General features: G+C 70.4%; 23 protein-coding genes. 10 read left to right on the forward strand and 13 right to left on the reverse strand.

The window, feature by feature from the left end:
* The first annotated feature begins 33 nt into the window (after positions 1–33).
* Together GCN81_RS31005 and GCN81_RS31010 are read left to right on the forward strand one after the other, a co-directional pair.
* Entirely contained in the window at positions 34–1,653 is a 1,620-nt protein-coding gene (locus GCN81_RS31005; RefSeq protein WP_156728013.1) for a GAF domain-containing protein, read from the forward strand.
* A 152-nt stretch (positions 1,654–1,805) separates the two neighbouring features.
* Positions 1,806–2,879 carry a M23 family metallopeptidase gene (locus GCN81_RS31010; RefSeq protein ID WP_156727853.1) on the forward strand — a complete coding sequence of 358 codons (1,074 nt, stop codon included), beginning with the start codon at positions 1,806–1,808 and terminating at the stop codon, positions 2,877–2,879.
* Between the two features lie 36 nt (positions 2,880–2,915).
* Here the strand turns inward: GCN81_RS31010 and GCN81_RS31015 are convergent, their stop codons facing one another.
* Positions 2,916–3,821, reverse strand: a complete 906-nt coding sequence (locus GCN81_RS31015; RefSeq protein WP_156727854.1) for a Cof-type HAD-IIB family hydrolase — start codon at positions 3,819–3,821, stop codon at positions 2,916–2,918.
* A gap of 58 nt (positions 3,822–3,879) precedes the next feature.
* A complete protein-coding gene (locus tag GCN81_RS31020; protein WP_156727855.1) occupies positions 3,880–5,415 on the reverse strand; it encodes a helix-turn-helix domain-containing protein in 1,536 nt (511 codons plus the stop codon).
* A 201-nt stretch (positions 5,416–5,616) separates the two neighbouring features.
* On the opposite strand from GCN81_RS31020, the gene GCN81_RS31025 reads away from it, so the two are divergent.
* Complete coding sequence (locus GCN81_RS31025) at positions 5,617–6,255, forward strand: hypothetical protein (protein ID WP_156728014.1); 639 nt, start codon at positions 5,617–5,619, stop codon at positions 6,253–6,255.
* 125 nt (positions 6,256–6,380) lie between these two features.
* A complete protein-coding gene (locus GCN81_RS31030) occupies positions 6,381–6,815 on the forward strand; it encodes a VOC family protein (RefSeq protein WP_156727856.1) in 435 nt (144 codons plus the stop codon).
* A gap of 25 nt (positions 6,816–6,840) precedes the next feature.
* Here the strand turns inward: GCN81_RS31030 and GCN81_RS31035 are convergent, their stop codons facing one another.
* From GCN81_RS31035 to GCN81_RS31045, 3 genes are read right to left on the reverse strand one after another with little or no spacing between them, the layout of a single operon-like run.
* On the reverse strand, positions 6,841–7,695 hold the full coding sequence (locus GCN81_RS31035; RefSeq protein ID WP_156727857.1) for a helix-turn-helix domain-containing protein: 855 nt from the start codon (positions 7,693–7,695) through the stop codon (positions 6,841–6,843).
* 24 nt (positions 7,696–7,719) lie between these two features.
* Entirely contained in the window at positions 7,720–8,247 is a 528-nt protein-coding gene (locus GCN81_RS31040) for a DUF6879 family protein (RefSeq protein ID WP_156727858.1), read from the reverse strand.
* The gene (locus GCN81_RS31045) at positions 8,219–8,479 is read right to left on the reverse strand and encodes a hypothetical protein (RefSeq protein WP_156727859.1); all 261 of its coding nucleotides are present in this window, start codon (positions 8,477–8,479) and stop codon (positions 8,219–8,221) included. Before GCN81_RS31045 ends, GCN81_RS31040 begins: the two co-directional genes overlap by 29 nt.
* A 243-nt stretch (positions 8,480–8,722) precedes the next feature.
* Here GCN81_RS31045 and GCN81_RS31050 point away from each other — a divergent pair, with 243 nt between their 5' ends.
* Both GCN81_RS31050 and GCN81_RS31055 read left to right on the forward strand, forming a co-directional pair.
* A complete protein-coding gene (locus GCN81_RS31050; protein WP_156727860.1) occupies positions 8,723–8,914 on the forward strand; it encodes a hypothetical protein in 192 nt (63 codons plus the stop codon).
* The gene (locus GCN81_RS31055) at positions 8,911–9,105 is read left to right on the forward strand and encodes a hypothetical protein (protein WP_156727861.1); all 195 of its coding nucleotides are present in this window, start codon (positions 8,911–8,913) and stop codon (positions 9,103–9,105) included. Before GCN81_RS31050 ends, GCN81_RS31055 begins: the two co-directional genes overlap by 4 nt.
* A gap of 68 nt (positions 9,106–9,173) precedes the next feature.
* Here GCN81_RS31055 and GCN81_RS31060 read toward each other — a convergent pair whose 3' ends face one another.
* Complete coding sequence (locus tag GCN81_RS31060) at positions 9,174–10,067, reverse strand: helix-turn-helix domain-containing protein (RefSeq protein ID WP_156727862.1); 894 nt, start codon at positions 10,065–10,067, stop codon at positions 9,174–9,176.
* 618 nt (positions 10,068–10,685) lie between these two features.
* Between GCN81_RS31060 and GCN81_RS31065 the strand changes: the two genes are divergently transcribed.
* Positions 10,686–11,156 (forward strand): LLM class flavin-dependent oxidoreductase, encoded by a 471-nt coding sequence (locus GCN81_RS31065; RefSeq protein ID WP_156727863.1) that lies wholly within the window; start codon positions 10,686–10,688, stop codon positions 11,154–11,156.
* Positions 11,157–11,318: 162 nt separating this feature from the next.
* Here the strand turns inward: GCN81_RS31065 and GCN81_RS31070 are convergent, their stop codons facing one another.
* The 4 genes from GCN81_RS31070 to GCN81_RS31085 all read right to left on the reverse strand — a co-directional run bounded on the left by GCN81_RS31070 (position 11,319) and on the right by GCN81_RS31085 (position 18,345).
* On the reverse strand, positions 11,319–12,944 hold the full coding sequence (locus GCN81_RS31070) for a serine/threonine-protein kinase (protein ID WP_231627089.1): 1,626 nt from the start codon (positions 12,942–12,944) through the stop codon (positions 11,319–11,321).
* 183 nt (positions 12,945–13,127) lie between these two features.
* Positions 13,128–13,529: a hypothetical protein gene (locus GCN81_RS31075; RefSeq protein ID WP_156727864.1), complete on the reverse strand. Its 402-nt coding sequence runs from the start codon at positions 13,527–13,529 to the stop codon at positions 13,128–13,130.
* Positions 13,530–14,248: 719 nt separating this feature from the next.
* Positions 14,249–15,484, reverse strand: a complete 1,236-nt coding sequence (locus GCN81_RS31080; protein WP_156727865.1) for an SWIM zinc finger family protein — start codon at positions 15,482–15,484, stop codon at positions 14,249–14,251.
* On the reverse strand, positions 15,481–18,345 hold the full coding sequence (locus GCN81_RS31085; RefSeq protein ID WP_156727866.1) for a DEAD/DEAH box helicase: 2,865 nt from the start codon (positions 18,343–18,345) through the stop codon (positions 15,481–15,483). Before GCN81_RS31085 ends, GCN81_RS31080 begins: the two co-directional genes overlap by 4 nt.
* A 452-nt stretch (positions 18,346–18,797) precedes the next feature.
* Here GCN81_RS31085 and GCN81_RS31090 point away from each other — a divergent pair, with 452 nt between their 5' ends.
* From GCN81_RS31090 to GCN81_RS31100, 3 genes are all read left to right on the forward strand, one after another.
* Positions 18,798–19,046 (forward strand): hypothetical protein, encoded by a 249-nt coding sequence (locus GCN81_RS31090; RefSeq protein ID WP_156727867.1) that lies wholly within the window; start codon positions 18,798–18,800, stop codon positions 19,044–19,046.
* Positions 19,043–19,444, forward strand: coding sequence for a DNA-binding protein (locus GCN81_RS31095; protein WP_156727868.1), 402 nt, complete (start codon positions 19,043–19,045; stop codon positions 19,442–19,444). Before GCN81_RS31090 ends, GCN81_RS31095 begins: the two co-directional genes overlap by 4 nt.
* A gap of 142 nt (positions 19,445–19,586) precedes the next feature.
* Complete coding sequence (locus tag GCN81_RS31100; protein WP_156727869.1) at positions 19,587–20,498, forward strand: LLM class flavin-dependent oxidoreductase; 912 nt, start codon at positions 19,587–19,589, stop codon at positions 20,496–20,498.
* A gap of 43 nt (positions 20,499–20,541) precedes the next feature.
* Here the strand turns inward: GCN81_RS31100 and GCN81_RS31105 are convergent, their stop codons facing one another.
* From GCN81_RS31105 to GCN81_RS31115, 3 genes are all read right to left on the reverse strand, one after another.
* A complete protein-coding gene (locus tag GCN81_RS31105; protein WP_156727870.1) occupies positions 20,542–20,988 on the reverse strand; it encodes a hypothetical protein in 447 nt (148 codons plus the stop codon).
* Between the two features lie 31 nt (positions 20,989–21,019).
* Entirely contained in the window at positions 21,020–21,589 is a 570-nt protein-coding gene (locus tag GCN81_RS31110) for an RNA 2'-phosphotransferase (protein ID WP_156727871.1), read from the reverse strand.
* Between the two features lie 125 nt (positions 21,590–21,714).
* Entirely contained in the window at positions 21,715–22,692 is a 978-nt protein-coding gene (locus GCN81_RS31115) for a MerR family transcriptional regulator (protein WP_156727872.1), read from the reverse strand.
* Positions 22,693–22,758: the final 66 nt, after the last annotated feature.

The raw sequence follows: 22,758 nt of genomic DNA on the forward strand, positions 1-22,758 counted from the left end.
TCAGGCATCGCAGACATCTCGGGCATCTCACGTATGGCGGACTCCGGCTCGCAGGCCGCCGAGCAGGCGGCCCGGAGTCTGCGGACCCTCCCCGACGACCTCGCCGCGCGGCTGCCGCAGTTGCTGGAGGCGATGGTCTCGGTGGGCAACGGGCTGCGGCTGCACTCCGTCCTGGACCGCATCGTCGAGACCGCGGCCTCGCTCACGGGCGCCCGCCACGCCGAGATCGGGGTGGTCAGCGACGCGGGTGACGGGCTCTCCGACTCCGTCACGTACGGCGTCCGCGCGAAGGAGCGTGAGCGGCTCAGCGTTCCGATCCGCGTCGGGGACGAGGTGTTCGGCAACCTCCAGCTGACCGAGAAGCGGGAACCCGGGGGCTTCACGGCGCACGACCTGCGGCTGGTCAAGGTGCTCGCGACCGAGGCCGGAATCCAGATCGGCAATGCCCGGCTGTACGAGACCACCCGGCAGAGCGAGCGCTGGATCGACGGCTCGGTGGCCGTGACCACGGCGCTGCTGGCGGGCGCCGACGCCGAGGAATCCCTCTCCGTGGTCGCCGAACACGCCCGCGGACTGGCCGACTCGGCGGTGGGTCTGGTGCTGCTGCCCGCGGCCGAGGGGGGCTTGGAGATCGCCGCGGTCGCCACGGATGAAGGGGGCACTGGGGGTGTGGCCGCTGGTGTGCTGGGGGCGGTGATTTCGCCGGAATCGTCCGTGGTGGAGCGGCTGCTCGCGGGGGAGGCGGTCTTCGTGGAGGACTCGGCTGACGGTGTCCGACTGGTCGGCGCCGCGGCCGAGCGGTTCGGGCCGTGCATGATGCTGCCGCTACGGAGCGATGACCGGGTGCTGGGCGTGCTCGCCACACCGCGGCTGCCCGGCGCGCAGCCGTTCACCGAGGCCGAGCGGACCCTCGCCACCCAGTTCGCCACGCAGGCCGCGCTCGCGCTGATGATGGCCGAGGCACAGCGCGACCGGGAGCGCCTCGCGGTCTTCGAGGACCGCGACCGTATCGCCCGCGACCTCCATGACCTGGTCATCCAGCGGCTGTTCAGCACCGGGATGATGCTGGAGAGCGCGCAGCGAGGTGCGGTTGTCCCTGAGGTACGGGAGGGCGTCAGCAAGGCGGTCGACGAGCTGGATGTGACGATCCAGGAGATCCGTACCGCGATCTTCGCCCTTCAGCAGGGCCCCACCGAGGTGCCGTCCGGGCTGTGTACCCGAGTGCTGCGGGAGATCAACATGGCGGCCGTGCCATTGGGTTTCACGCCAGCGCACCGTTTTGTCGGCCCGGTGGACAGCCTGGTGGGCGAGCTGACCGGCAAGAACCTCATCGCGGCCCTGCGCGAGGCGCTGTCCAACGCCTTCCGGCACGCTCAGGCCACCCGGATCGAGGTCGTCGTCGAGGCGGGCGTGGAACTCGCGGACGGGAGCCAGGGGGTACGCCTCACGGTCGCCGACGACGGCGTCGGCATCCCGGAGGGCGGTCGGCGCAGTGGCCTGCGGAACCTCAGGCGGCGGGCCGAGGAGCTCGGCGGGGAGAGCTGGTACGGGCCGGGGATCGGCGACGGAGGCGGAGGCGAGGGCGGCGACGGGGGCGGAGACGAAGACGGGGGCCGGGGCGGTACGACGCTGGTGTGGCAAGCGCCGTTCTGACCCCCAGGCGCCGTTCCTTTGACCGTGAGGCTCCGTACGTCCGGGTGGCTGGCGGCTGTTCGGCGCAGTGTGGCTGGCCCGTACGGGGCACGGGTCACCCCGTTGCGGGCTTCGTACGGGCGTCGTCGGCCCGGCCGGGTGACGATCCGTAAATGCGTCACCGACTCGCCCCGACTCTCCGCCCGTTCGCCCCGCTGATGACCACGCTCGCCGTGCTCAGCGCGCTCGTAGCGCTCGTAGCGCCCGCCGTGGCCTCCGAAGCGCCGGACCGCTCCGCCGAAGAGGCCGGAACCAGCGCCAAGGTGGCGCGGCTGTACGAGGAGGCGGCGACCGCGACCCAGGCGTACGAGAAGGGCCGCCGGGCCGCCGACCGCCAGCGCGCCGAGGCCAAGCGGCTGGGGCGACTGCTGGAGGACCAGCGGCGGGAGGTACGGATGCTGCGGGCCGACCTCGGCCGCATCGCCCGCGCCCAGTACCGCACCGGTGGCGGCATTCCGTACACCGCCCAGCTGCTCCTGGCCCAGAACCCCGATGAGCTGATGCGCGGTCAGCGGGCCGTCTGGCAGGCCGACCTGGCCGTCGACAACGCCATCGCCAAGACCCGGCGGGCCGCGCTCCGCCTGGACGCCGACGAGCAGAAGGCGAAGGCGGCCTGGCACGCCCTGGAGAAACGCACGGCGGGTCTTGCCGGGCTGAAGCGGGGCATCGAGAAGAAGCTGGACGAGGCGCGGTGGACGCTGCAGAGCGAGGCGGACCGTCAGGTCACGGCGGGCCGCTGCCGTGGTGCCGTACGCCTGGAAGAGCCGCCGCCCATCACCGGCCGGAAGTGGGTGGCGCCGGTGGAGACGTACGAGCTGTCGGCGGGATTCGGCGGAACGGGCGCGCGCTGGGCGAACCGGCACACCGGGCAGGACTTCGCGGTCGGCATCGGGGCGCCGGTGCGGGCGGTGGGTGCGGGGAAGGTGGTGCGGGTGAAGTGCGGGGCGGGGTTCGGCATGGAGATCCTCGTGCGGCACAAGGGCGGCTACTACTCGCAGTACGCGCATCTGGCGGCGGTCACCGTCGACCAGGGGGAGCGGGTGCGTCCCGGCCAGTGGATCGGGCAGGCGGGCACGACGGGCAACTCGACTGGGCCGCACCTGCACTTCGAGGTGCGGCTCACTCCACAGCTGGGGTCGGGGGTCGATCCGGTGCGGTGGCTGGCCGAGCGGGGCGTCAAGCTCTAGCGCTGGGCGCAGAGCTCTAGCGCTCTGCGCAGAGCGCTAGCGGGCCTGCTGCCGGAGGATCTGCTCGATGATCACCGCGACACCGTCCTCGTTGTTGGCGACGGTTCTGCCCGAGGCCGCGGCGATCACGTCCTCGTGCGCGTTGCCCATGGCGTACGAGGTGCCCGCCCAGGTCAGCATCTCCACGTCGTTCGGCATATCGCCGAAGGCCACGACCTCCTCCGCGGAGATGCCGCGCTCGGCGCAGCACAGCGCGAGGGTGCTCGCCTTGGAGACACCCGGCGCGCTGATCTCCAGGAGCGCGGTCGGGCTGGAGCGGGTGACCGACGCGCGGTCGCCGACGGCGATACGGGCCAGCGTGAGGAAGGCGTCCGGGGACAGCTCGGCGTGGTGGGCGAGGATCTTGAGTATCGGCTGGTCGGCGACGTCGGAGTGCTCCGCGAGCAGCTTCTCTGCCGGGGCGATGGTCACGGCGGGGTCGAGGAACATCGGCGGGTAGCCGAGCTCGTGGTGAATGCCGCCGGTGCGTTCCACGGCGAACGAGGAGCCGGGGGCGGCGGTGCGCAGGACGTCGATGACGCCGAGCGCGGTCGCGCGCTCCAGGGGGCGGAGCTTGACGAAGCGGTGGGTGCCGGGGCCGCCGTGCAGATCGACCACGGCGGCGCCGTTGCCGCAGATCGCCAGGCCGTGGCCGTGTACGTGGTCGCTGACGACGTCCATCCAGCGGGCCGGGCGGCCGGTGACGAAGAAGACCTCGATTCCGGCCTCTTCGGCGGCGCCGAGTGCGGCGATCGTCCGCTCGGACACCGATTTGTCGTCGCGCAGCAGGGTGCCGTCCAGGTCCGTGGCGATCAGTCGCGTCGGGGAGGGCGAGGGGGTGGGGACCTGGTGGGGGTGTCCGGGGCGGCCGGTTTGCTCAGTCACTTCCTTATCGTGCCGCATATGCCTCTCGTGCGTGCGGGAGGGCGCACATTTGATGCGGCGGCGTGGGCGGTGACGCTCAGCCTTGCTCCTGGGCGAGCCAGCGGCCGGTGGCGTCGTCGTACCCGAAGAACGGGCGGTCCTTGATGCCACTGGTGCGGAACGGCTGGCCGTTCTCGTCGGTGATCTCGACCGTGCCCGACCGGCCTTCGGCGCTCCACTCCAGTTCCAGGCTCCAACGGCAGTCGCAGGTGGCCGTACTCGCCTGCACCAGCAGCACTTCGGGGTCATCGGAGGTCACCGTGTACGGGAACGACACCGCGGGGATCTCCCGCTGGGCCTCGCCGTCGAAGCCCGCGACCGGGCGGGCGCGAGGGCGGGGCTTGTCGAGGTTCACGTCGAAGCGGCGGGGCGTGAGCGCGCCGCCGCAGCCGCCGGTCGTCGTGTAGACGTTCCACTCGAGGGGCGCGGCGCGCTGCGTGACCCGTACGCGCAGAGCTTCGAGCACCACCGCACGGTCCGGCGACGCGCCTTGGACCGTGACACGCAGCTGGGTGAACGCGCCCTGCACCGCGCTCTGGGAGCTCACCCAGCGCGCGGGGGCCTGCGTCGGGGGCGCGGGGACGTCGGCTGGATCGCGGTCGGCCAGGAAGGTGTGGCCGCATCCGTCCGGCCTGAGGTCGGGCTTCGCGGTCCAGGTGAACGGCACTTCGGGGGTGGCGACGTCTGTGGGGGATCCCTGGTTTCTGGTCGGCGGGGTCTCCGCCCCGCCTTTGGTCCCTGCCTCAGCTCCAGGCTCGGGCCCAGCCTCGGTCCCTGTTCTGCCCCCTGCCTCGGTACCTGTCTCGGTCCCAGGCCCAGCCCCGGGCTCGGTCTCTGCCTCTGCCTCTGCCTCAGTTCCTTCCCCTGCCGCTGCCTTTGACCCGGGACCTGCCCCTGGTGCGGTGCTGGACCCGGACCTGGACCCGGACTCGGACCCGGGATTGGAGGCGGCCAGGGTGCCCAGCCCGATGCCGATGCCGACCGCGGCGGTGACGACGGCGGCGGCGAGTGCGGCCCAGCGGCGGCGCGCGCGGAAGGGGGTGGGCGTCCGCTGTCGGCCGGCGGACGGCTCTGGCGCGTACGGGGCGGGAGGGGCGGGCAGGGCGTATGGGGCAGGCGATGTCTGCTCGGCGTGCTCCGTCGGTGCCGCGGAGTCCTGGTCCGGGGTGTCGGGGGCCTCGGGGAACTCAGGGGTCTCCGCGGTCTCGACGGTCTCCGGTGCCTCCGGTGTCTCCGACGCCGACGCCGACGCCGACGCCGACGCGGGTGCGGGTGCGGGTGCCGTGTGCGCACCGCGCGTCGCCGTGGACGAGGGGCGGCGGACCGCGTCCGCGAGAATCCACAGCCGCTGGAGGCGCACCCGTTCATCGGCCGAGACGCCACACAGCCGGGCCAGCCGCTCGACCGGCGTGAACTCCGCCGGTACCGCCTCCCCCGACGCGTAGCGGTACAGCGTCGACGCGCTGATGTTCAGCCGTCGCGCGAGTGCTCCGTAACTGCGGCCGGAACGGTCTTTGAGCGCGCGCACCCGCTCCGCGAACTCCTCGACCTCGGGTTCGCGTGCTCTGGCCATCCGTCCCGCCCCCTGTCACTGCCCCGGACCTGTTCCACCCCGCTCACGTACGTCCACGTCAGTGGGGGTGGAATCGTTCCACCCCGGCCCACGCTTCCCGATCGCTTGCGCTCCCCCGGTCAACTCCCGAGTCTGGTCGGTGTCTTCAACGTCCTCAACATCCTCAACGTCTCCAACGACCACGTATCGAGGGATATCGCCATGATCGCATTCCGCACCTCGCTCACGGCCTCCGGCGCCGCACTCTGCCTCGCCCTGGCCGTCGCCGTACCGCTGAGCACGGCCCACGCGACCCCGGCCACGACCACGACCACCACCACCCCGGAGCCCGCGTTCCTCTCCGCGCACGAGATGCCGCCGTCGTCCACCCCGTGGACGGCCGACCCGGTCACCGACGGGCTGCCGGAGTACGGGGTCCTCTGCGCCGAGGGTGTCATCCCGGCCCAGGGCACCCGGCACCGCGAATTCCGTACGGAGCTGGACACGGGCGGCCAGCAGGTCACCACCGTCACGGCGAGCAGGGCCGAGGCTTTCGCGCTCGTCACCAAGCTGCGCCGCGCGCTGCTCAGCTGCGGTGAGCGTATTGAGCAGGAGTCCCCGGAGTGGGACGCGACCAGCCGCACGCACGGAAAGGTCCGGGTGAAGGCCGGAGCGTACGTGTACAGCCTGGACACCAACCACCGCGAAGTCGGTACGAAGGACATCCACCTGTTCTCCGTGGGGAGCACCGGACGGACCGTGACCTTCATCGAATGGGGGCAGATGGGCTGGCTCAAGGACGCCCCGATCAAGGACTTCAAGGGCACCACCCGCACCGCGCTGAACAAGCTCTACGGCTGATCCCCGTTCCCGTACGGGCAGCGAGGCACGTTGGTCAGGAACGGGCCGGTCCGGGCTGGGGCGCCAGCCCGGCGCCCACACACCACTCATGGGCCCCACTTCCCGCACATGAGTATGGTGAAGCGATGGCGTCGATCAAGCAGTTCCAGGTCACCTTCGACTGTGCGGACCCCGAGCGTCTGGCTCGCTTCTGGTGTGAGGTGTTGGGGTACGTCGTACCGCCGCCGCCGGAGGGGTTTGCCAGCTGGGGCGATTTCGACCGCTCGCTGCCGCCCGAGCAACAGGGCTCAGCGTTCGCTTGCGTTGATCCCTCGGGTGTCGGCCCGCGACTGTTCTTCCAGCGCGTCCCCGAGGGCAAGGTCGCCAAGAATCGGGTCCACCTGGACGTGCGGGCCGGGGCCGGGCTCGTGGGCGAAGAGCGGCTCGCCACGCTCGAGGCCGAATGCGCACGTCTGGTCGCGCTGGGCGCGGTGTGCGTGCTGGTCCAGCGTGCCGATGGCTTCAATGAGTCCTGCATCACGATGCAGGACATTGAGGGCAACGAGTTCTGTCTCGACTGAGGCGCCGCGAACGAGCGGCCTGGGGTCAGCGCAGCGCGTCGATCGCCTTGACGATCAGGGCCCGCGCGTCGGCCCCGTACACCGCCATGCCGCGCAGCTGCTCAAACGCCTTCAGGTACAGGGCAATCTCCGACGGCTGCGTTACCTTCACCTCCGCGGAGACCAGCTCGACCGAGACGAGCTTGTCGTCGTACACGCTGAACGTCTCCTCCGGCCAATGTGTCCGCTCGCGCGTCGCCGCCGGGATGATGCCGAGCGACACCGCTGGCAATGCGCCCGCGCTGAGCAGATTGCCGAGCTGGGCAGCCATCGCATCCACATCAGCCATCTGGTAGTGCAGCACGGATTCCTCAATCACGAACACGAAGCGATGCCCCGGCTCATGGACCACCCGAGACCGTTCGATCCGGGCCCTGGCCGCCTCCAGGCTGTCGTCGACCGGGAGCTCTCGGAAACGTGCGGCTGTGCGCAGCACGGCCGCCGCATACCCCTCGGTCTGCAGCAGTCCTGGCACAAGCATGGAGGAGTACACGCGGAGGAGTTCGGTCTCGCGGTAAAGCCGCACGAGGCTGTGCTGCAACTGCTTGAGGCCGTTGCGTACCTGGTGGCGCCATTCCCGGTACATCGACTCGGCGTTGAGGGACTGAACGATCAGATCCCGCGCCTGGTCCCCGGCGCCTGCGGCCGCGCACCACTTCCGGATGTCCGTCGCCGTGGGGCCAGTGAGGGCATTCTCGACACGGGAGGTTTTCGAGTAATGCCAGCCGCACTGGCGGGCAAGCTCCTTGATTGTCAGCCCGGCTTCCTTGCGCAGGTCACGCAGCCGATGGGCGACGGATTCACGCGCCGCCTGGGCAGATGATGACGGAGAGACGGACATGAGCTGGCTGCCGGTGCTTCCTGGTCAGTGGATCTCGTACTGGCTGTGCGGGACGGCACGGGCCCAGACTGTGTCGAAGGCCTCTGTGCACAGCTTCGCGGCTGCGGGGTCTTCGGAGACTTCGTGGCCGACGAGGGCGCCGTCGCCGGAGAAGTAGCCCCACCGGATGGTCCGGTCGTCGAACAGCCAGAAGTCGTTGCCCGGCAGCGCGATGCCGGACGCTCGCCTACGGGGCAGCCATCGCACCTCTTCACCGGCGTTCACATTGACGACGGTGGAGGCATGCTCGTAGTGGATGTAGTCGGAAACGGGCTCGGACACGATGCGGGCGCGCCGCACCGCGACGCCGCGCGCCACCGTGCGAGAGACGAGGGCGACCCAGGGCGCCCAGCCCGGCGAGTCTGGATCGGTGTCGAGGCGGCCCGTCTCTAGCCACGCCCGGAAGTCAGCCGCCTCTGCTGCAACTCCGTAGTGGTCGCGCATCTCAAGGTGCACGGCGGACCGGGTGCAGCCGTCCATAAGTTCAGCGAGCGTCGGTACGCTCAAGGACATCGCACGCCTCCCTGATCATGTGCACCATCCTGGCGGGGATTCGGATGACGGCCTCGTCGTCCGGGATGCCGACGGCGTGACCCGGCGCCTCGAACGCGGCGCATTCAGCTTCGAGTTGTGGGCCCGGCTTCCATCCTTGGACGACGAGTTCTTGTTTGTCCTGGTCGACCCATACGGTCGGGGAGTCGCCTGTCTTCGTGTCGGGGTCGATCCCGATGAACCGTAGTGGCATGTCAGCCTCCATCGACCACGGGTTGCAGTTCTTTGCGTCACCGTCCCGCGCCAGAAGGGCTCGGTCAAGGGTGCAAAGCCGTCAACTCTCGGGACGAGAAGCGGCTTCGCAAACTTCCGCACATCGCTGGCTGCGTCGCACATCACCTCCCTAGCGTCGTGACCAGCGGCAGTCCCATGCCTCCGCCCGCGCGATGCCGCACATCCAGACCAGGCGGGCTACCTCACCGGAAGGTGTGTCCGGATGGCGACCATGGATCAGCCCATCACGCTTGACCTCCCACTCGACTGGCCCGAGCCCGAACCTGGTTGTGACGTCTGCACCGCCCTGGCCGAGCAGCGTGCCAACGCTGATGGGCGCGGTGACCGCTCGGCGGTGACGGACTGCAATGTCGAGATCCGCAACCACACCCGACGGCACCGGAGGCGGCGGTGAACAGCGGGAGCGGGCCCGGCCAGATCCAGCGCATCGCCGCCACGGCCGCGCACACCCGTGCGCAGACCGCCTACCGGGTCTACCTCGACCACTCCGTGGAGTGCACGGCATGCCGTACCGAGCCGCTGCCGTGTGCGGAGGGTCGTCGACTGGCAGAGGTGTGGAAGACCGCCCGGCGCGAGGCTCGGTAGGGGCGCACCAGGGGCCTTGGGGGCCTTGGGGTGGGCGGTCGCCGTTGCCAGGGCGGTGGGTCGGCCGCTCAGGCTTGGCCCATGGCGGCCGTCGGTCGGGCACGCAGCACTGCGCGGAGTGCCGCCACGCGTTCGGCTACCGCGTCCACGGCCGGTGCCGCCTGGCTGGCAGGGGGTGCTGACGCTCCGGCGCGGACGGCGCAGGCCGCGCAGATGCCGGTCTGCTGGCCGCCTGGCAAGGGGGCGCGGCATTCTGCGCACTCTGCCGGTGGTGCTGCTGGTGCGGCAGAGTCCCGCTGGGTACGTGGTGCTGGCAGCTTGCGTACCAGGCGGTTGGCGAGGAGTGCGCGTGCGCTGTGCACTACCGGGGGCAGTCCGGCGGTGAGGAGTGCGCGGGCTTCCAGCTCGGACACCCCCGCCCGCAGCCATGGCGTGGCCAGCGGGGCCAGGGCGAGCGCGTCGGCGGCGCTCAGTGTCAGCTTCGGTTCGGCCCTGCCCAGGCGGGCCAGCAGCGCGGCGCCGCGCCCTGTGGCTTCCGGTACGGGCGCGGGGTGGGTGGGTTCTTTCTCCGGGTTCTTTTCCTCCTGGGGGGACGCTCCCGTCTTCCCGGAACCCGCCTCGCCGGTTCCCGCCGATGCGGGAAGCGGTGCCGCGCCTGCGGCGGTGTGCGGGGTGTCGAAGACGTGGGTTTCGGTGCGGACCTGGCCGCTGTCCTGGTCTCTCGCCGTACGGCGGACGTAGTAGCCGTACTCGATCAGCTCGTCGAGCGCCTTGGCGATGCCCCGGCGGCCGAGGCCGGGGTTCTTGTCGGCGAGGGTACGGACGTCCTCTCGGGCGCCGTCCGGAAGGGACAGCATGTACGCGAGGAGGCCACGGGCGGTGAAGCTGAGGCGGCGGTCCCGTAGGACTTCGTTGCCCAGGACGGTGAAGCAGCGCGTGCGCGCGCTACGATTGATGCGCATTGAAGGGTCTCTTCCTTCGGTGTCAGGCCCCGGGGTGTTGGTAGCACCGCCGGGGTCATCTGTGTTTGTTTGTGGGGTTGTGCGTGCGTGAGCGTAGCTTGGGCTTGGCGGCAACTGCCAGCTTTGGCCAGACGATTGACGCGCTGTTCGCCGCCCCTTGGCGAGCGTCACCGGGTGGTGGAAGTTGTGTGACGTGAACTTGTGCCCTCTTCGAGACTGTCTGTGTCATTCCCCGTTCTGCCGCCAGACTGCGGTGAGCGCAACGCGCGATGGCCGGGTCGATGTCGGCCTGTGTAGCGGGCCGCCATGCGCCGTCGCTGTCCTGGAGAGGGGGGCACCCGCGGGCGTCGGGCCAGGCGCGGCTCGGATCGCCGCAGCTTGGGAAGCCCTCGTCGGGCGGTGAGACCATCACGCTCCAGAGCGCGAGGGTGGCCGCGCCAAGTGGCATAGGGCCGAGGAGCTCGGTCTCCACGCCGCGTACGCCTACGACCGCCTGTCCTGGCGCAGCTTCCGAGACGGCCCTTGATTCGGTGCCCTGCCGACCGTCACTTCTGCAGCCACGGCCACGAACCGCCTCCGACTGGGCACTCACGTCACGTCGCCTAGTTTCAGGCACTCGTGACGTTGGCCAAGGAGCTGATCTCGCTCTACGACATCCCCGGCGGCCGGATCACGCTTGGCATCGGCGCCGACGGCAACGGCTTCGACGCCACCGAACTCGGCCAGGAGGTGCGGACGCCGAACGAGCGGGCGGACCGATTCGCCGAGTTCGTGCCGCTGCTGGACCGGCTGCTCACCGAGGGCGCGGTGACCGAGCGGGGGAACCTTCTACTCGGCCGAGGAGTCCCGGAACCTCCCGGGCTGCTTGTAGCGGCCCCGGCTACCGTTCGCGGTGGCGGCGACCGGGCCGCGCGGGCTGAAGCTGGCCGCCAGGTACGGGCAGGCATCGGTGACGACGAGCGGCCCGAGCTGTATGAGGCGGGGACGCTGGAGCAGTCGGTGGAGGCCCTGCGCGGGCAGATCGAGAAGCTCGGCAAGGCGTGCGCGGAGACCGGCCGGGACGCGACGGAGCTCGCCAAGACCTGCTGACCGGCTTCACCTCAGCACAACACGATCCTCGGCTCCCTGGACACATTCGTCGACTTCGCCGGCCGCCACCAGGAGATGGGCTTCACGAAGTTCGTGATCCCACTGGCGGCAGCAGAGCCAGAGCCGCGTTTCGTCCAGCGGGCCGGGATCACGGGGACGTGGTCAGTTGGCCCAGTTGGCCCAGGCGTCGCTGCAGTCCGCACTTGTGGCGCTGTCCCAATAGAACATGGTTTCGCCGAGGTGGCCATCATCGTCGAGTACGCCCACCGCATACTGGGAGTACCTCCATCCGGGGTTTGCAGCTTTCTCGTCTTGCAGGACTTGGCAGGTGGCTTCAATGGCCGTCAGGGCCCAGGTTCTTCCTGCCTCCTGATCCCACTCGGGCTTGTCCGCCCATACCCACATCAGCCTCCGGTCGCGGTCGAACCCTGCGGAGATCCACCTGCTGCTCTCATAATCGGGGTGCTGGACGCGGGCGTTGCCCCTGTACTCACGGAACACCTCATGGACGGCCGTGCCAGCAACGCGGATCTCCGCCTTGTCCGTACTGGGAACCATGGCTCGCTTGAGACTGTTCGGGGTCGGCTCTCCGGTTTCGTGCTCGTAGAAGGTGTCGCTATCTGGGCTGTCGATGGGCGACTCAGGAGCAACGGGCTCGGGAGAGGGCGTCACGTCGAACTCCGGCACTTCCCCGACGCTCTCGCTCTGGCTCGGCTCCGCAGTGGGGGTAGGCGTGACGGAGGTGCGGGCACTCTGAGCGGTCTTGTCGCCGTCTGCGAGTGCGATGCTCACGCCGATAGCGATGGCGGCGAGCAGGACCCCGCTGATCGTGACGATCGCCAACCGCTCACGGAAGTTCGACGGGTGGTCCCACGACAGGCCCTCCACGGCAGGCATGTCCCACACCGCCGTCATGGCATCGGGAACTCGGGTCGGCTCCAGCCCGTCTCCGGCAATGACCTGCGTTGCCTGGGAGCCCAGTAGTGTGGCGCCAGCCTTCGCGAGCAGCGCTGCGCTTGGCCGGGCGGCGACGTCCTTGCGCATCGCCATCTGCACAAGACCCCGCAGATCCTCTGGCATCCCTCCGAGGTCCGGCGGATCGCTCATGATGCGAAGCGCAATAACGTCGGGGGCTCCGGTGCCGAATGGCGGGCGGCCGGTGGCGGCATAGGCGACCAGCGCACCCCAGGTGAACACGTCCGCCTCGTAGCCTGCCGGGGCGCCCTGGTATTGCTCGGGGCTGATCCAGCCCGGGGTGCCGATCATCACCCCTGTACGCGTCACCGAGGTCCCCTCGAAGGCATGGGCGATGCCGAAGTCCAACACGCGCGGCCCTGCGGGGGCGAGGATGACGTTCGCTGGCTTGATGTCCCGGTGCACCACACCCTCGTCGTGGATCGCCGCGAGCGCCTGAGCGGTGCCGGCCGCCAGGGCATACAGGTTGACGCCCTGCAGCGGGCCATGGGCGGCGATGTGGGCGCCGAGGGTAGGCCCGGGAGCGTATTCGGTCGCCAGCCACGGCTGGGCCGCGTGCGGGTCCGCGCCGACCAGCCGCAGCAGAGACGGGCCCTGGACGCGGGCCGACAGCTCCACTTCGCGGAGGAACCGGGCCCGGAACTCCGGGTCCTGCGCGTACTCGGGGTGGATCACCTTCAGGGCGACACGGGCGCCACCTTTGGCGAGTCCGGCGTAGACGGTACCCATGCCACCGGTGCCGAGACGGCCAACGATCCGATACGGGCCCATCCGGCTGGGGTCACCTGGGCGGCACGGGCTGAGGGTGCTCAACGGGTTCTCCTCGATGGTCAGTGCAGGTAGCGGGACCGGCACGTGAGGCCCAGGAAGGGAGCCAGGGGGTCTACCTACACGTCGGGGCCAATGACTTCGGTGGCCGGGCGAGGTGAAGGCGCATCAGGATGGGCCCTTGGTGGTGGGGTGCGCCCCCGCACGGACTCGCGGGGGCGGGCTGGACTAGCGCAGCCTGACCAGCGTGCTCTGGTCGTCGAACGTCTCACTGTTGGAGAACGACCACATCGCGGGCTTGGCGCTATCCGGAACCCGGTACACGTACAGAACCTTTCGCGTGAACCCCGGCTGCAGCTCCTCACCACTGCAGATGCCCTCGTTGCCCCGCACCGAGTACAGAGCGTCGATCTCGTCGAACCTACGGCCCTGCGCGTCAATCAGGCCGTCCGCGATACCGCCAGCGCAAGCAGGATCGAACGGCTCGTTCCCGTCGTTGTAGACCGTCGTGTACGAAGCAGTAGGGGATGGGCTCGCACTCGCACTCGGCTTCTCAGCGGCCGGGACCGCGTCGGGGTACGCGTCCTGGGCACCTTCCTTGGAGGCCGCTCGGACCTCCTCGCTTCGCACACTGTCCTTTTGCTGCAGCTGATAAGCGAGATACCCAGCACCTCCAAGAGTGACGGCGTTGATGACTGTCAACGCGATAGCCACGGACCGCCAACGGCTCACCCGGGAAGCGCTGGGAACGCTCGGAGGAGTACCGGGCATCGCAGGCATGGGTGGCATGGTGCTGGTGGTCTCTTCGCTCAATGCCGGCTCCTTGGTGGTGATGGTTGCGGTCTATTCAGCAGCTTCGACTTCGTGCGCGGAACCGCCGCCTGTTGTCTGGTACCGGGCCGGCGCCCACACGGCGGTGCCGATTCTCGACCCGGCACAGCAAAGGAAAGCAGCCCACGTCGTCCAGATCGTGTCGCTCCGCCTCGGCTGCCGCCACGTTGAGAGGGCAAGACAGCCGGGCGTAGCAAGTCACACGGGAGGGCCCAGGAACGCCCAGTAGTCCGCTGCTCGCCGGACGGGGCCCTCGGCGAACAGCGGGTAGTCGGGCTGTGGCGGCTCAGCCCTTCGCGTCCCCAGGCCGACTCGGCTGCCTCCGCGCGCATACAGTTCTCGCCCCCTCCGTCGACCGCTGAAGATACGGGCCAGCGATCGGCGGGCCCATGCATGTGGGGATTCCGGCACGCAACCGAGACGGTATTTTCGACGGATCAGGCTGCGATAGGTGAAAAAAGCTTGACCGACGTGAACTTGTCGGCTGAGGGAGCTGGTTGACGGGGCCCGCGTACGCGTTACTCCCCGTTCTGCTGCCAGACGGAGGTGAGCGCGGCGACCGGGTCGGTGTCGGCCGGTGCGGCGGGCCACCATTCGCCGTCGTCCTCCCTGCGGTAGGGGTACCAGCGGGTGTCGGGGCCCAGGCGCAGTTGGATGCCGTGGCTGGTGAGGGTGAGGCGGTTGCGCCAGGCCCGGAGAGGGGCGGGGGCGGCGGTCATATCGGCGAGGGCCTCGGCCAGGGCGGTACGGGCGGCCGTCATCATCGTCGGGTCGGGGGTGTGGGCCTGCTCGGCGACGGTGATGCCGGTGGGGCCGCCGTGGCGCCAGGCACGGGTGAGACGGGCGAACGCGGTCGGTTTGGTACCGCTGTTCTGGATCAGGTGGTGGAACCACTCGGGTCCGGGACTGCTCGCGGCGATGCGGACCGCGTCCTGGTGCTGGGACAGGTGCAGGCTGGTGGTGTCGCCCCCGAGAATCCGCGCGGCGCGGGTCGCGACGTCGGCCATGAGGTGCTCCAGGTCCGGGGTGGCCACGCCGGTGCCGGGTGGTGGGGCCACGGGCAGCGCGGCTGTGTGGGCGGCTGGTTCCGGGAGTTCGGGCAGCACAGGGGCGTGCTCGGCCCAGCGGGAGTACGCGGCGGCTGCCGGAATGCCGGTCGGGGCGGGTGGAGCGGCGGTCTGCCGGGGTGCCGTACGGCGGCCGCGCAGCTGGGCGAAGACCTCCTCGCGGCCGCGCCCGCGTAGTGCGAAGAGTACGAACGGGTCGGCGTCGATGGTGGCGGCGATGGCGTAGCAGAGCGCGGCGGCATGCTTGCAGGGGTATCCCCAGTCGGGGCAGGAGCAGTCCGGGTCGAGTTCGGTGGGCTGCGGGAGGAGGGGGACGCCTGCCTGGCGGGCGTCGTCGACGAGTTCGGCGGGCATCTCGTCGTCGAGGAGTGCGGCGAGGTGCCCGGCTCGGGCCGCGATCGTGTCGAGGAGGACGTCCCACTGGGTGTCGGTGAGGACGGGCAGGTGCACCGATGAGCGGTACGGGCGTGGGCGGCTGCCCTGGACGGTGGCTTTGACCTGGCCCGGGGAGACGAAGGTGGGGCCGACCAGGCCTTTGCGGGCGTAGGTGCGTCCGCGGGACAGCCGCCCAGCGTCAAGGGTGGAGTCCTCCAGGGCTGCCACCCATGCCTGGCCCCACCAGGTGGCGGCGAAGGAGCGCTTGCCGCGGGCGGGCATACGGCGCTGGCCGGGGAGCGAGGGGCTCATGACCGCCTTCCCAGGGCGACGAGTTCGGCGAGGTCCGCGTCGGACAGTTCGGTCAGGGCGGCCTCACCGGAGCCGACGACGGCGTCGGCGAGCGCACGCTTGGCCGCGAGCATCTGCGCCACCTTGTCCTCGACCGTTCCCTCCGCGAGGAGTCTGTGCACCTGGACGGGCTTGTCCTGGCCGATGCGGTAGGCGCGGTCGGTGGCCTGGTCCTCGACGGCCGGGTTCCACCAGCGGTCGTAGTGCACGACGTGAGTTGCGCGGGTGAGGTTGAGTCCGGTGCCCGCTGCCTTCAACGACAGCAGGAACACCGGCACTTCACCGCGCTGAAAGCGCTCCACCATGTCCTCGCGCCGCGCGACGGGAGTGCCGCCATGCAGGAAGAGAGCCGGGGTGCCGCGCTCGGCGAGGTGCTTCTCCAAGAGGGTCGCCATCTGCTTGTACTGGGTGAAGACCAGCACCGACTCGCCCTCGGCGGTGATGGTGTCGATGAGTTCGTCAAGCAGGTCGAGCTTGCCGGAGCGGCCGCGCAGCGGCGTGGACTGGCGCGGGCTGTGCTCTTTCAGGAACTGGGCCGGGTGGTTGCAGATCTGTTTGAGGGAGGTGAGCAGCTTCAGGACCAGACCGCGCCGGGCGATTCCCTCGGATTCCGCGATCTTCGCCATCGTTTCGCGGACCACCGCTTCGTACAGGCTGGTCTGCTCGGCGGTCAGTGAGACGACGTGGTCGGTCTCGGTCTTGGCCGGCAGTTCGGGCGCGATGCCCGGGTCGGACTTCTTGCGGCGCAGCAGGAAGGGACGTACGAGCCGGGACAGGCGCTCGGCGGCCACTGTGGCCTCCACGTCCTCACCCGACTCGATGACGCGGGCGTGCCGGTCGCGGAAGGCGGTGAGCGGGCCGAGAAGCCTGGGCGTGGTCCAATCCAGGAGCGCCCACAGTTCGGAGAGGTTGTTCTCCACGGGGGTGCCGGTCAGCGCGACGCGGGCGCGGGCGGGCAGGGCCCGCAGTTCGCGGGCGGTGACGGCGTAGGGGTTCTTGACGTGCTGGGCCTCGTCGGCGGCCACGAGCGACCAGGCGGTACCGGCGAGCACTTCGCGGTCGCGGCGCAGCACGCCGTAGGTAACCAGGACGATCTCGTCGTCGGCCAGGTCCTTGAGGTGGCGGTCGCCGCCGTGGTAGCGGCGTACGGGGATGTGCGGCGCGAACCTTTCGGTTTCGCGCTGCCAGTTGCCGAGCAGCGAGGCGGGGCAGACCACGAGGGTGGGGCCCGCGGTGGCGGGGGCGGCCTGGCGGTGCAGGTGCAGGGCGATCAGGGTGATGGTCTTGCCCAGGCCCATGTCGTCGGCGAGGCAGCCGCCGAGGCCGAGCTCGCACATCTCGGCCAGCCAGGCGAGGCCCCGCTTCTGGTAATCGCGGAGCGTGGCCTGGAGCGCGGCGGGCTGCGCTAGGGGAGAGCGGGCTTCAGGATCACGAATCCGGGCGACCAGGTCGCCGAGCGCGCCGACCGCCTCGCAGGGCACCGTCCCGCCGTCCTGCTCCACCTCGCCGGTCAGCGCGGCGCTCAGCGCCTCCATCGGGGTGAGCGGTTCCATCCGTCGGCGCTTCGCGCGGGCCACCAGCTTCGGGTCGGCGACCACCCATTGGTCGCGCAGCCGGACTAGGGGGCGGCGGGCTTCGGCGAGGGCGTCCAGCTCGGCCTCGGTGAGCGGCTCACCGCCGAGTGAGATCCGCCAGCGGAAGTCGAGCAGGGCATCGGTGTCGAGGAGCCCTCCCACCGCGGACCCGGGGGCGGTGCGCTGCTCGATCTGAGCGGTCGCGGTGAGCGCCTTGACCAGTTCGCGCGGCCAGTGCACGTCGATACCGGCCGCGCGCAGTGTGTCGGTGGCGTCCCCCAGCAGGTCGAAGGCTTCGTCGTCGGTCAGCCGGAGCTGACCGGGCGTGGCGTCCCTAAGGAGACGCTCAAGAGGGGGCCAGGCGCGGGCACCGCGGCGCAGTGCGAGCAGCGTCTCGGTCTCGGCCCGCGGGCCGAGCAGCCGCGTCATCTCGGTCGGCTCGCTCCACAGTCGGCTGGCCTCGATGACGAGCGCAGGGTCCGCCGCGGTGTGCAGCTGCAGGCTGGCCCGGAACTGCCGGCGCCGCCCCTCGGGTGCGTCGACGCGTAGCGAGACGCCAACCTCGGTGGTGAACGCGGCGGCGGTCTCCTCGGCCCACTCACGCAGCACGGGTACCGCCCGCGCCTCCCGCCAGGCGTACGGCAGCACACCCATGGCGAGCGGAGCGGCCGGGGTACGGACCAGGTCGTCCGCGACTGCGTCGCAGAACCGGCCTATCAGCGCGGCCGGTTCGGCGATCCGCAGCGGGGGTGGTCCGGGCTCGGGCAGGCAGTGGGCGTGGGGCGGAAAAGCCGCGGCGAGGGCGTCCAGCGTCTGGCGCTGAGCGGCGGTGAAGGGGCCCGCCTGCCAACTGTCGTAGCCGACGGGGGTGAGGCCCGGGTGGAGACGGCCGTCGGCGAGTAGCCGCAGCGCGAAGCGGGCGGCGGTCTGCCACGCGGCGGCGGAGGGATGCGGCGCCTTGGCCCCGGCGAGAGCGGCAACGGCCACGGCGACAGGGAGCGCGTAACCCTCCACCCTGCGCCGCCTGACCGAGCGGCCGTGCGGCAGCACCAACTCCACTGACTCGGTTCCGATGCCTGTAGGTGCCACGCCGTTCCCGGCGGCCGCTCCGGCGGGTTTCCACAGCAGCATCCGCCCGAGGCGGGCGGGCGCGCCGGGCAGGAACACTGCCGCCCAGGCGCCTTCGAGCAGCCCTCTCGAGAAGGCGGCCCCCTCCTGTGTGGCCAGCGGCGGCGCGCTCCTGCCCATACCCGGCTCTCGTGCAACGACCCGTGCCACTCCCGACCGCCTTACCGCTTTCGGAGGGCCTCCTCCGTGGCCCGCCCATCACTGAACTCCACCAAGCACTGTCACCCACTGGCAAGTTCGGGCCTAGCCTTCACTGCCGGAAATGGGCCCAGAACGCAGAGGCGGGGAGCAGCTCACCGGCACTTCACGATGACCGAGGAGAACCTGGCCGTACCGTTCACCACCACTGTTCCCGGCGTCGAGGTGGATGTGATCGGTATCGATCTGACCAGGGACGGGCGCGTGGTCGCCCGCTGTACTCGGGGAGCGGTCCGGCAGAACATCGGCGTTCTGGACCTGCCGCTGCCCGACCCCGCCCCAGAGGCTTCGCACTGGATCGAGGCATACCGCCACTGGGCCCGGCGAAACGAACAGAGAGCACGCAACGCGCATACCGCGATATGCTTGCTCTCATGGCTGACACCACGCGCATCACGGTGACGCTCCCCACCGACCAGGTGGCGGAGCTGAAGAAGCTCACGGACAACGTCTCCGGCTACGTGGCCGACGCGGTCGCCCGACAGATCCGGCACCAGCTCCTCGGAGCCGACCTGCGCAGCCACACAGACGAGCACGGGGCGTTCACCGAGGAGGAGCTGAGCGAGGCCCGAGCGCGGATCTTCGGTACGACGCAGGCCGCGGGTGACGCGAGCGCCGCATGAGCGGGCACATCGAGACCGTCGTCCTGGACAGCGAGGGGCTGTCGGCCTGGGTCGCCCAGGACCGGAAGATTCTGGCGATGTTCCAGGTGTTCCACGAGATGGGATCCGATCTCGTCGTCAGCGCCAACACCATCGTGGAGGTGAGCCACTCCCGGGTGAACCTGCCCCGGCTGCGATGGGCCCTCTCTCGGGTCAAGGTGGAGCCGGTCACGGAGCAAGCGGCCAAGGCCGCGGCACACCTACTCAAGGACGCCGGACTGCGCGGGCACAAGTACGCGATCGACGCCACCGTCGCGGAAGCGGCCCTGCGCCAGCCAGGACCGGTCGCCATCCTCACCTCAGACGTCGACGACATGACCCGGCTGTGCGGCAACAAAGCCCAGATGATCGGGCTTTGACCGGCCCGCCGTCCCACCCCACCTGAGCTGTCTGGAGGGACGGGGGATGTCATGGGGCGCGGACGGGCGCACCGAGAGGCCGTCTTGCTGGATGCCCACCGTGTCAGCCTGGACGTCGGCGTATCGCCGTAAGCTCTGAGACATGAGTCTGCGCCTGAGCACCGTGATCCTTCCCGTACGTCGCTGGCACGAAGGTGGCCGTGACCAGTGGCAGCGTGCCGAGGAGCTGGGTTTCCACACGGCGTACACGTACGACCACCTGTCCTGGCGGACCTTCCGCGACGGGCCGTGGTTCGGCGCGGTGCCCACGCTGACCGCCGCCGCGGCGGCCACCGAGCGGCTCCGCCTGGGGACGCTCGTCACGTCACCCAACTTCCGGCACCCCGTGACGCTCGCCAAGGAACTCATCTCGCTCGACGACATCTCCGGCGGGCGGATCACGCTCGGCATTGGTGCGGGCGGCAACGGTTTCGATGCCGCGACGCTGCTCAAGGGAGACGAGGAGCCCTGGACGCCCCGTGAGCGTGCTGACCGGTTCGGGGAGTTCTTGCCGCTGCTCGACCGGCTGCTGACCGAGGACTCGGTGACGTACGAGGGGACCTTCTACTCGGCGACCGAGGCGCGGAACATCCCCGGGTGCGTACAGCGGCCGAGGCTGCCCTTCGCCGTCGCGGCCACCGGCCCGCGTGGTCTGAAGCTCGCGGCCCGGCACGGGCAGGCGTGGGTCACCACGGGCGACCCGAAGCTTTTCGAGGCAGGCACGCCCGAGCAGTCGCGCGCGGCGCTCCGGGGACAGATCGAGAAGCTCGCCGCGGCGTGTGCGGAGATCGGCCGGGACGTGGCTGAGCTGGACAAGGTCCTTCTGACGGGCTTCACGCCGGACCGCAACGGGCCCCTGGAATCCCTCGATGCCTTCGTGGACTTCGCGGGTAAGCACGCGGAGCTCGGCTTCACCGAGATCGCCCTGCACGCTCCGATCCCGGACTCGGACTTCGCCACCGACCAGGCCGCTTTCGAGAAGATCGCGACCGAGGCGCTCGCGCAGCTGCGCTGATCGACCATCGACCGAGTCACCCCGTCGCGGAGGCCGCCTCGCGTCAGCGCACCCGGCCGCTCAGCCAGGGGGTGAGGTACAGGCCGGGGATGTGCTCCTTGTACGTACGGTCGCCGGGCAGCGGCACGACCAGGCGCCAGCCGGGCGGGAAGAAGCGGCCCTTGACGTGGGCGAGGCCGCCGTACACCGCGTGCAGGAACGAGGGGACGTCGTCGCGCGGGACGTCCTGGAACTCGACCGCGTCGACGCTGATCGTGACGTCCTCCTCGGGGAAGACCCGTACCTCGACGGCCGGGGAGCCGCTGAGTTCCAGGTAGGCCTCGTGCGGGAGTGAGCCGTCCGGGTCGGTGGTGGCGCCGATGCCCGCGGTGGTACGGCGCGAGGTCTGGTCGGCGCCGATGTCATGGGTGACGAGGCACTCCCGGTCGTAGCCGTCGGCGATCTCGCGTATGGCGCGGACGACGGCCTCGGTGCTGGTCAGGTGTTCCATGGCGCACCATCCTGCCAAGGCGGCGGTCCGCTCAGTCCGGCAGGCGCAGATAGGCCGTGGGGACGGCGCTGGTGAGCCAGACGCCGTTGGCGCTGAGGCGGAACTCGTGGCCGTCGCGGTGCATTGCTCCGGCGTCCACGGACAGGACGACGGGGCGGCCGCGGCGGGCGCCGACGCGGGTCGCGGTGTCGCGGTCCGCGGAGAGGTGGACGTCGTGGCGGGCCATGGGGCGCAGGCCCTCGGCACGGATCGCGTCCAGGTTGCGGGCCACGGTGCCGTGGTAGAGGTACGCGGGCGGCTCGCTCGGCGGCAGGCCCAGCTCGACCGCGACGGTGTGGCCCTGGCTGGCACGGATGCGGTCGCCGTCGATCGCGAACCGCTGTTTGTCGTTCTCGGCCACCGCGCGGTCCAGTTCGGCGCGGGTGAACGGGAAGCCGTGCGCGGCCGCGGCCGCGACAAGGGTGTCGATGTCGACCCAGCCGCCGCTGTCGAGGGTCAGACCGATCCGCTCGGGGCGGTGCCGCAGGTGTTTGGAGAGGTACTTCGAGACCTTGACGGTCCGCCTTTCGTGAGCGGTTTCCTCGCTCTGGTTGGTGTTCATTACCTCAGGGTGCGCGGTCTGGCCGAAATTCCCCAGTTATTAACGGGGGGAGAGGCATGATCCACAGGAACCCTGAGTTATCCACAGGCTAGTTGGTGAAAACTGTGGACAACCGGCAGGGGGGATTAGGGTCTTTCACTGGCCAAGGCGTCCAAGGTCCTTGACTGCACCTCGCGTTCGGCCGCCGCGGCGATGAACGCCGGGGCGTTCTCCTGTCCGACGAGCTGGTGCACCGCCTGAATCGTTCGGGCCGGGAGGGGCACCAGAACCTCCCCGGATGGCTCGGGTGCGAGTGTCGTCGCGCCGAGGTGCTGCTGGAGGTGGCGGGTGGCGAACGTGCGCATGGCGCGGGCGAGTTCGGCGTCGACGGTCTGCTGGGCCAGCGGACGCAGACGGCGTACCAGTACGGCCGCTTCGGCGGCGTCCGCGTCAGTGGGCGGACTGTGCCCCAGGTAGCGGGCGAAAACGTGCTCGGTGGTGAACTCCAGGAAGCGGGAGGCGATGTGCTCGACCTGGCCCCGCAGCTCTCGGAGGTGGGCGGCGATCGCGCTGAGCGGCACACCCGCCGCGTACAACTCGACGGCCACCGCCAGTTCTTGAGGGCTCGGCACCAGGAACTCGTCGTCGCGGCCCGCCACCCGCTCCAGCACACCTAGGTCGATGGCCTCCTTGACCGCCGCGTCGTTCGGGTGGCCGCCGAACCTGGCGTCGAGCTCGGCCCGGCTGATCCGGTCGGCTTCCTCGTCGGTCCACGGGCCGTCGACCTCGGCGACCAGGCCGAGCACCCCGCCGAGCCCACGGCCCGCGTCCCAGGCCTCAAGGAGCTCCTTGATGGAGGCCAGGGTGTAGCCGCGGTCCAGCAGGTCGGCGATCTGCCGCAGCCGGGCCAGATGCGTGTCCCCGTACACGTTCGCCCGGCCGCGCCGCTCGGGACGGGGGAGCAGCCCGCGGTCCTGGTAGGCGCGGATCGTGCGGACCGTGGCACCACTGCGATGCGCCAGGTCTTCGATCCGGTACTCGGACGACCGGTACTCGGATGACTGGTGCTCGGACCGGTGACCGGCGGCGGACTGCTCGCCCTCCACGCTCCCCACCCCTTTCATGTCCTTGCCGTGCGCCTCACGCGAGGGCCCTCCTGCGAGGGATGGTACGACCGCCGCGGAGTGACG

It is taken from the genome of Streptomyces apocyni (assembly GCF_009739465.1).
GTDB lineage: Bacteria > Actinomycetota > Actinomycetes > Streptomycetales > Streptomycetaceae > Streptomyces > Streptomyces apocyni.

What these genes read in the sequence shown, in the direction of transcription:
- GCN81_RS31025 (WP_156728014.1), top strand. Translation starts at nt 5,617, where the DNA reads ATGATCGCATTCCGCACCTCGCTCACGGCCTCCGGCGCCGCACTCTGC.
- GCN81_RS31095 (WP_156727868.1), top strand. Translation starts at nt 19,043, where the DNA reads ATGAGCGGGCACATCGAGACCGTCGTCCTGGACAGCGAGGGGCTGTCG.
- GCN81_RS31050 (WP_156727860.1), top strand. Translation starts at nt 8,723, where the DNA reads ATGGCGACCATGGATCAGCCCATCACGCTTGACCTCCCACTCGACTGG.
- GCN81_RS31020 (WP_156727855.1), bottom strand. Translation starts at nt 5,415, where the DNA reads ATGGCCAGAGCACGCGAACCCGAGGTCGAGGAGTTCGCGGAGCGGGTG.
- GCN81_RS31115 (WP_156727872.1), bottom strand. Translation starts at nt 22,692, where the DNA reads ATGAAAGGGGTGGGGAGCGTGGAGGGCGAGCAGTCCGCCGCCGGTCAC.
- GCN81_RS31110 (WP_156727871.1), bottom strand. Translation starts at nt 21,589, where the DNA reads ATGAACACCAACCAGAGCGAGGAAACCGCTCACGAAAGGCGGACCGTC.
- GCN81_RS31090 (WP_156727867.1), top strand. Translation starts at nt 18,798, where the DNA reads ATGGCTGACACCACGCGCATCACGGTGACGCTCCCCACCGACCAGGTG.
- GCN81_RS31010 (WP_156727853.1), top strand. Translation starts at nt 1,806, where the DNA reads ATGCGTCACCGACTCGCCCCGACTCTCCGCCCGTTCGCCCCGCTGATG.
- GCN81_RS31045 (WP_156727859.1), bottom strand. Translation starts at nt 8,479, where the DNA reads ATGCCACTACGGTTCATCGGGATCGACCCCGACACGAAGACAGGCGAC.
- GCN81_RS31035 (WP_156727857.1), bottom strand. Translation starts at nt 7,695, where the DNA reads ATGTCCGTCTCTCCGTCATCATCTGCCCAGGCGGCGCGTGAATCCGTC.
- GCN81_RS31060 (WP_156727862.1), bottom strand. Translation starts at nt 10,067, where the DNA reads ATGCGCATCAATCGTAGCGCGCGCACGCGCTGCTTCACCGTCCTGGGC.
- GCN81_RS31030 (WP_156727856.1), top strand. Translation starts at nt 6,381, where the DNA reads ATGGCGTCGATCAAGCAGTTCCAGGTCACCTTCGACTGTGCGGACCCC.
- GCN81_RS31085 (WP_156727866.1), bottom strand. Translation starts at nt 18,345, where the DNA reads ATGGGCAGGAGCGCGCCGCCGCTGGCCACACAGGAGGGGGCCGCCTTC.
- GCN81_RS31080 (WP_156727865.1), bottom strand. Translation starts at nt 15,484, where the DNA reads ATGAGCCCCTCGCTCCCCGGCCAGCGCCGTATGCCCGCCCGCGGCAAG.
- GCN81_RS31005 (WP_156728013.1), top strand. Translation starts at nt 34, where the DNA reads ATGGCGGACTCCGGCTCGCAGGCCGCCGAGCAGGCGGCCCGGAGTCTG.
- GCN81_RS31100 (WP_156727869.1), top strand. Translation starts at nt 19,587, where the DNA reads ATGAGTCTGCGCCTGAGCACCGTGATCCTTCCCGTACGTCGCTGGCAC.
- GCN81_RS31040 (WP_156727858.1), bottom strand. Translation starts at nt 8,247, where the DNA reads ATGTCCTTGAGCGTACCGACGCTCGCTGAACTTATGGACGGCTGCACC.
- GCN81_RS31105 (WP_156727870.1), bottom strand. Translation starts at nt 20,988, where the DNA reads ATGGAACACCTGACCAGCACCGAGGCCGTCGTCCGCGCCATACGCGAG.
- GCN81_RS31015 (WP_156727854.1), bottom strand. Translation starts at nt 3,821, where the DNA reads ATGCGGCACGATAAGGAAGTGACTGAGCAAACCGGCCGCCCCGGACAC.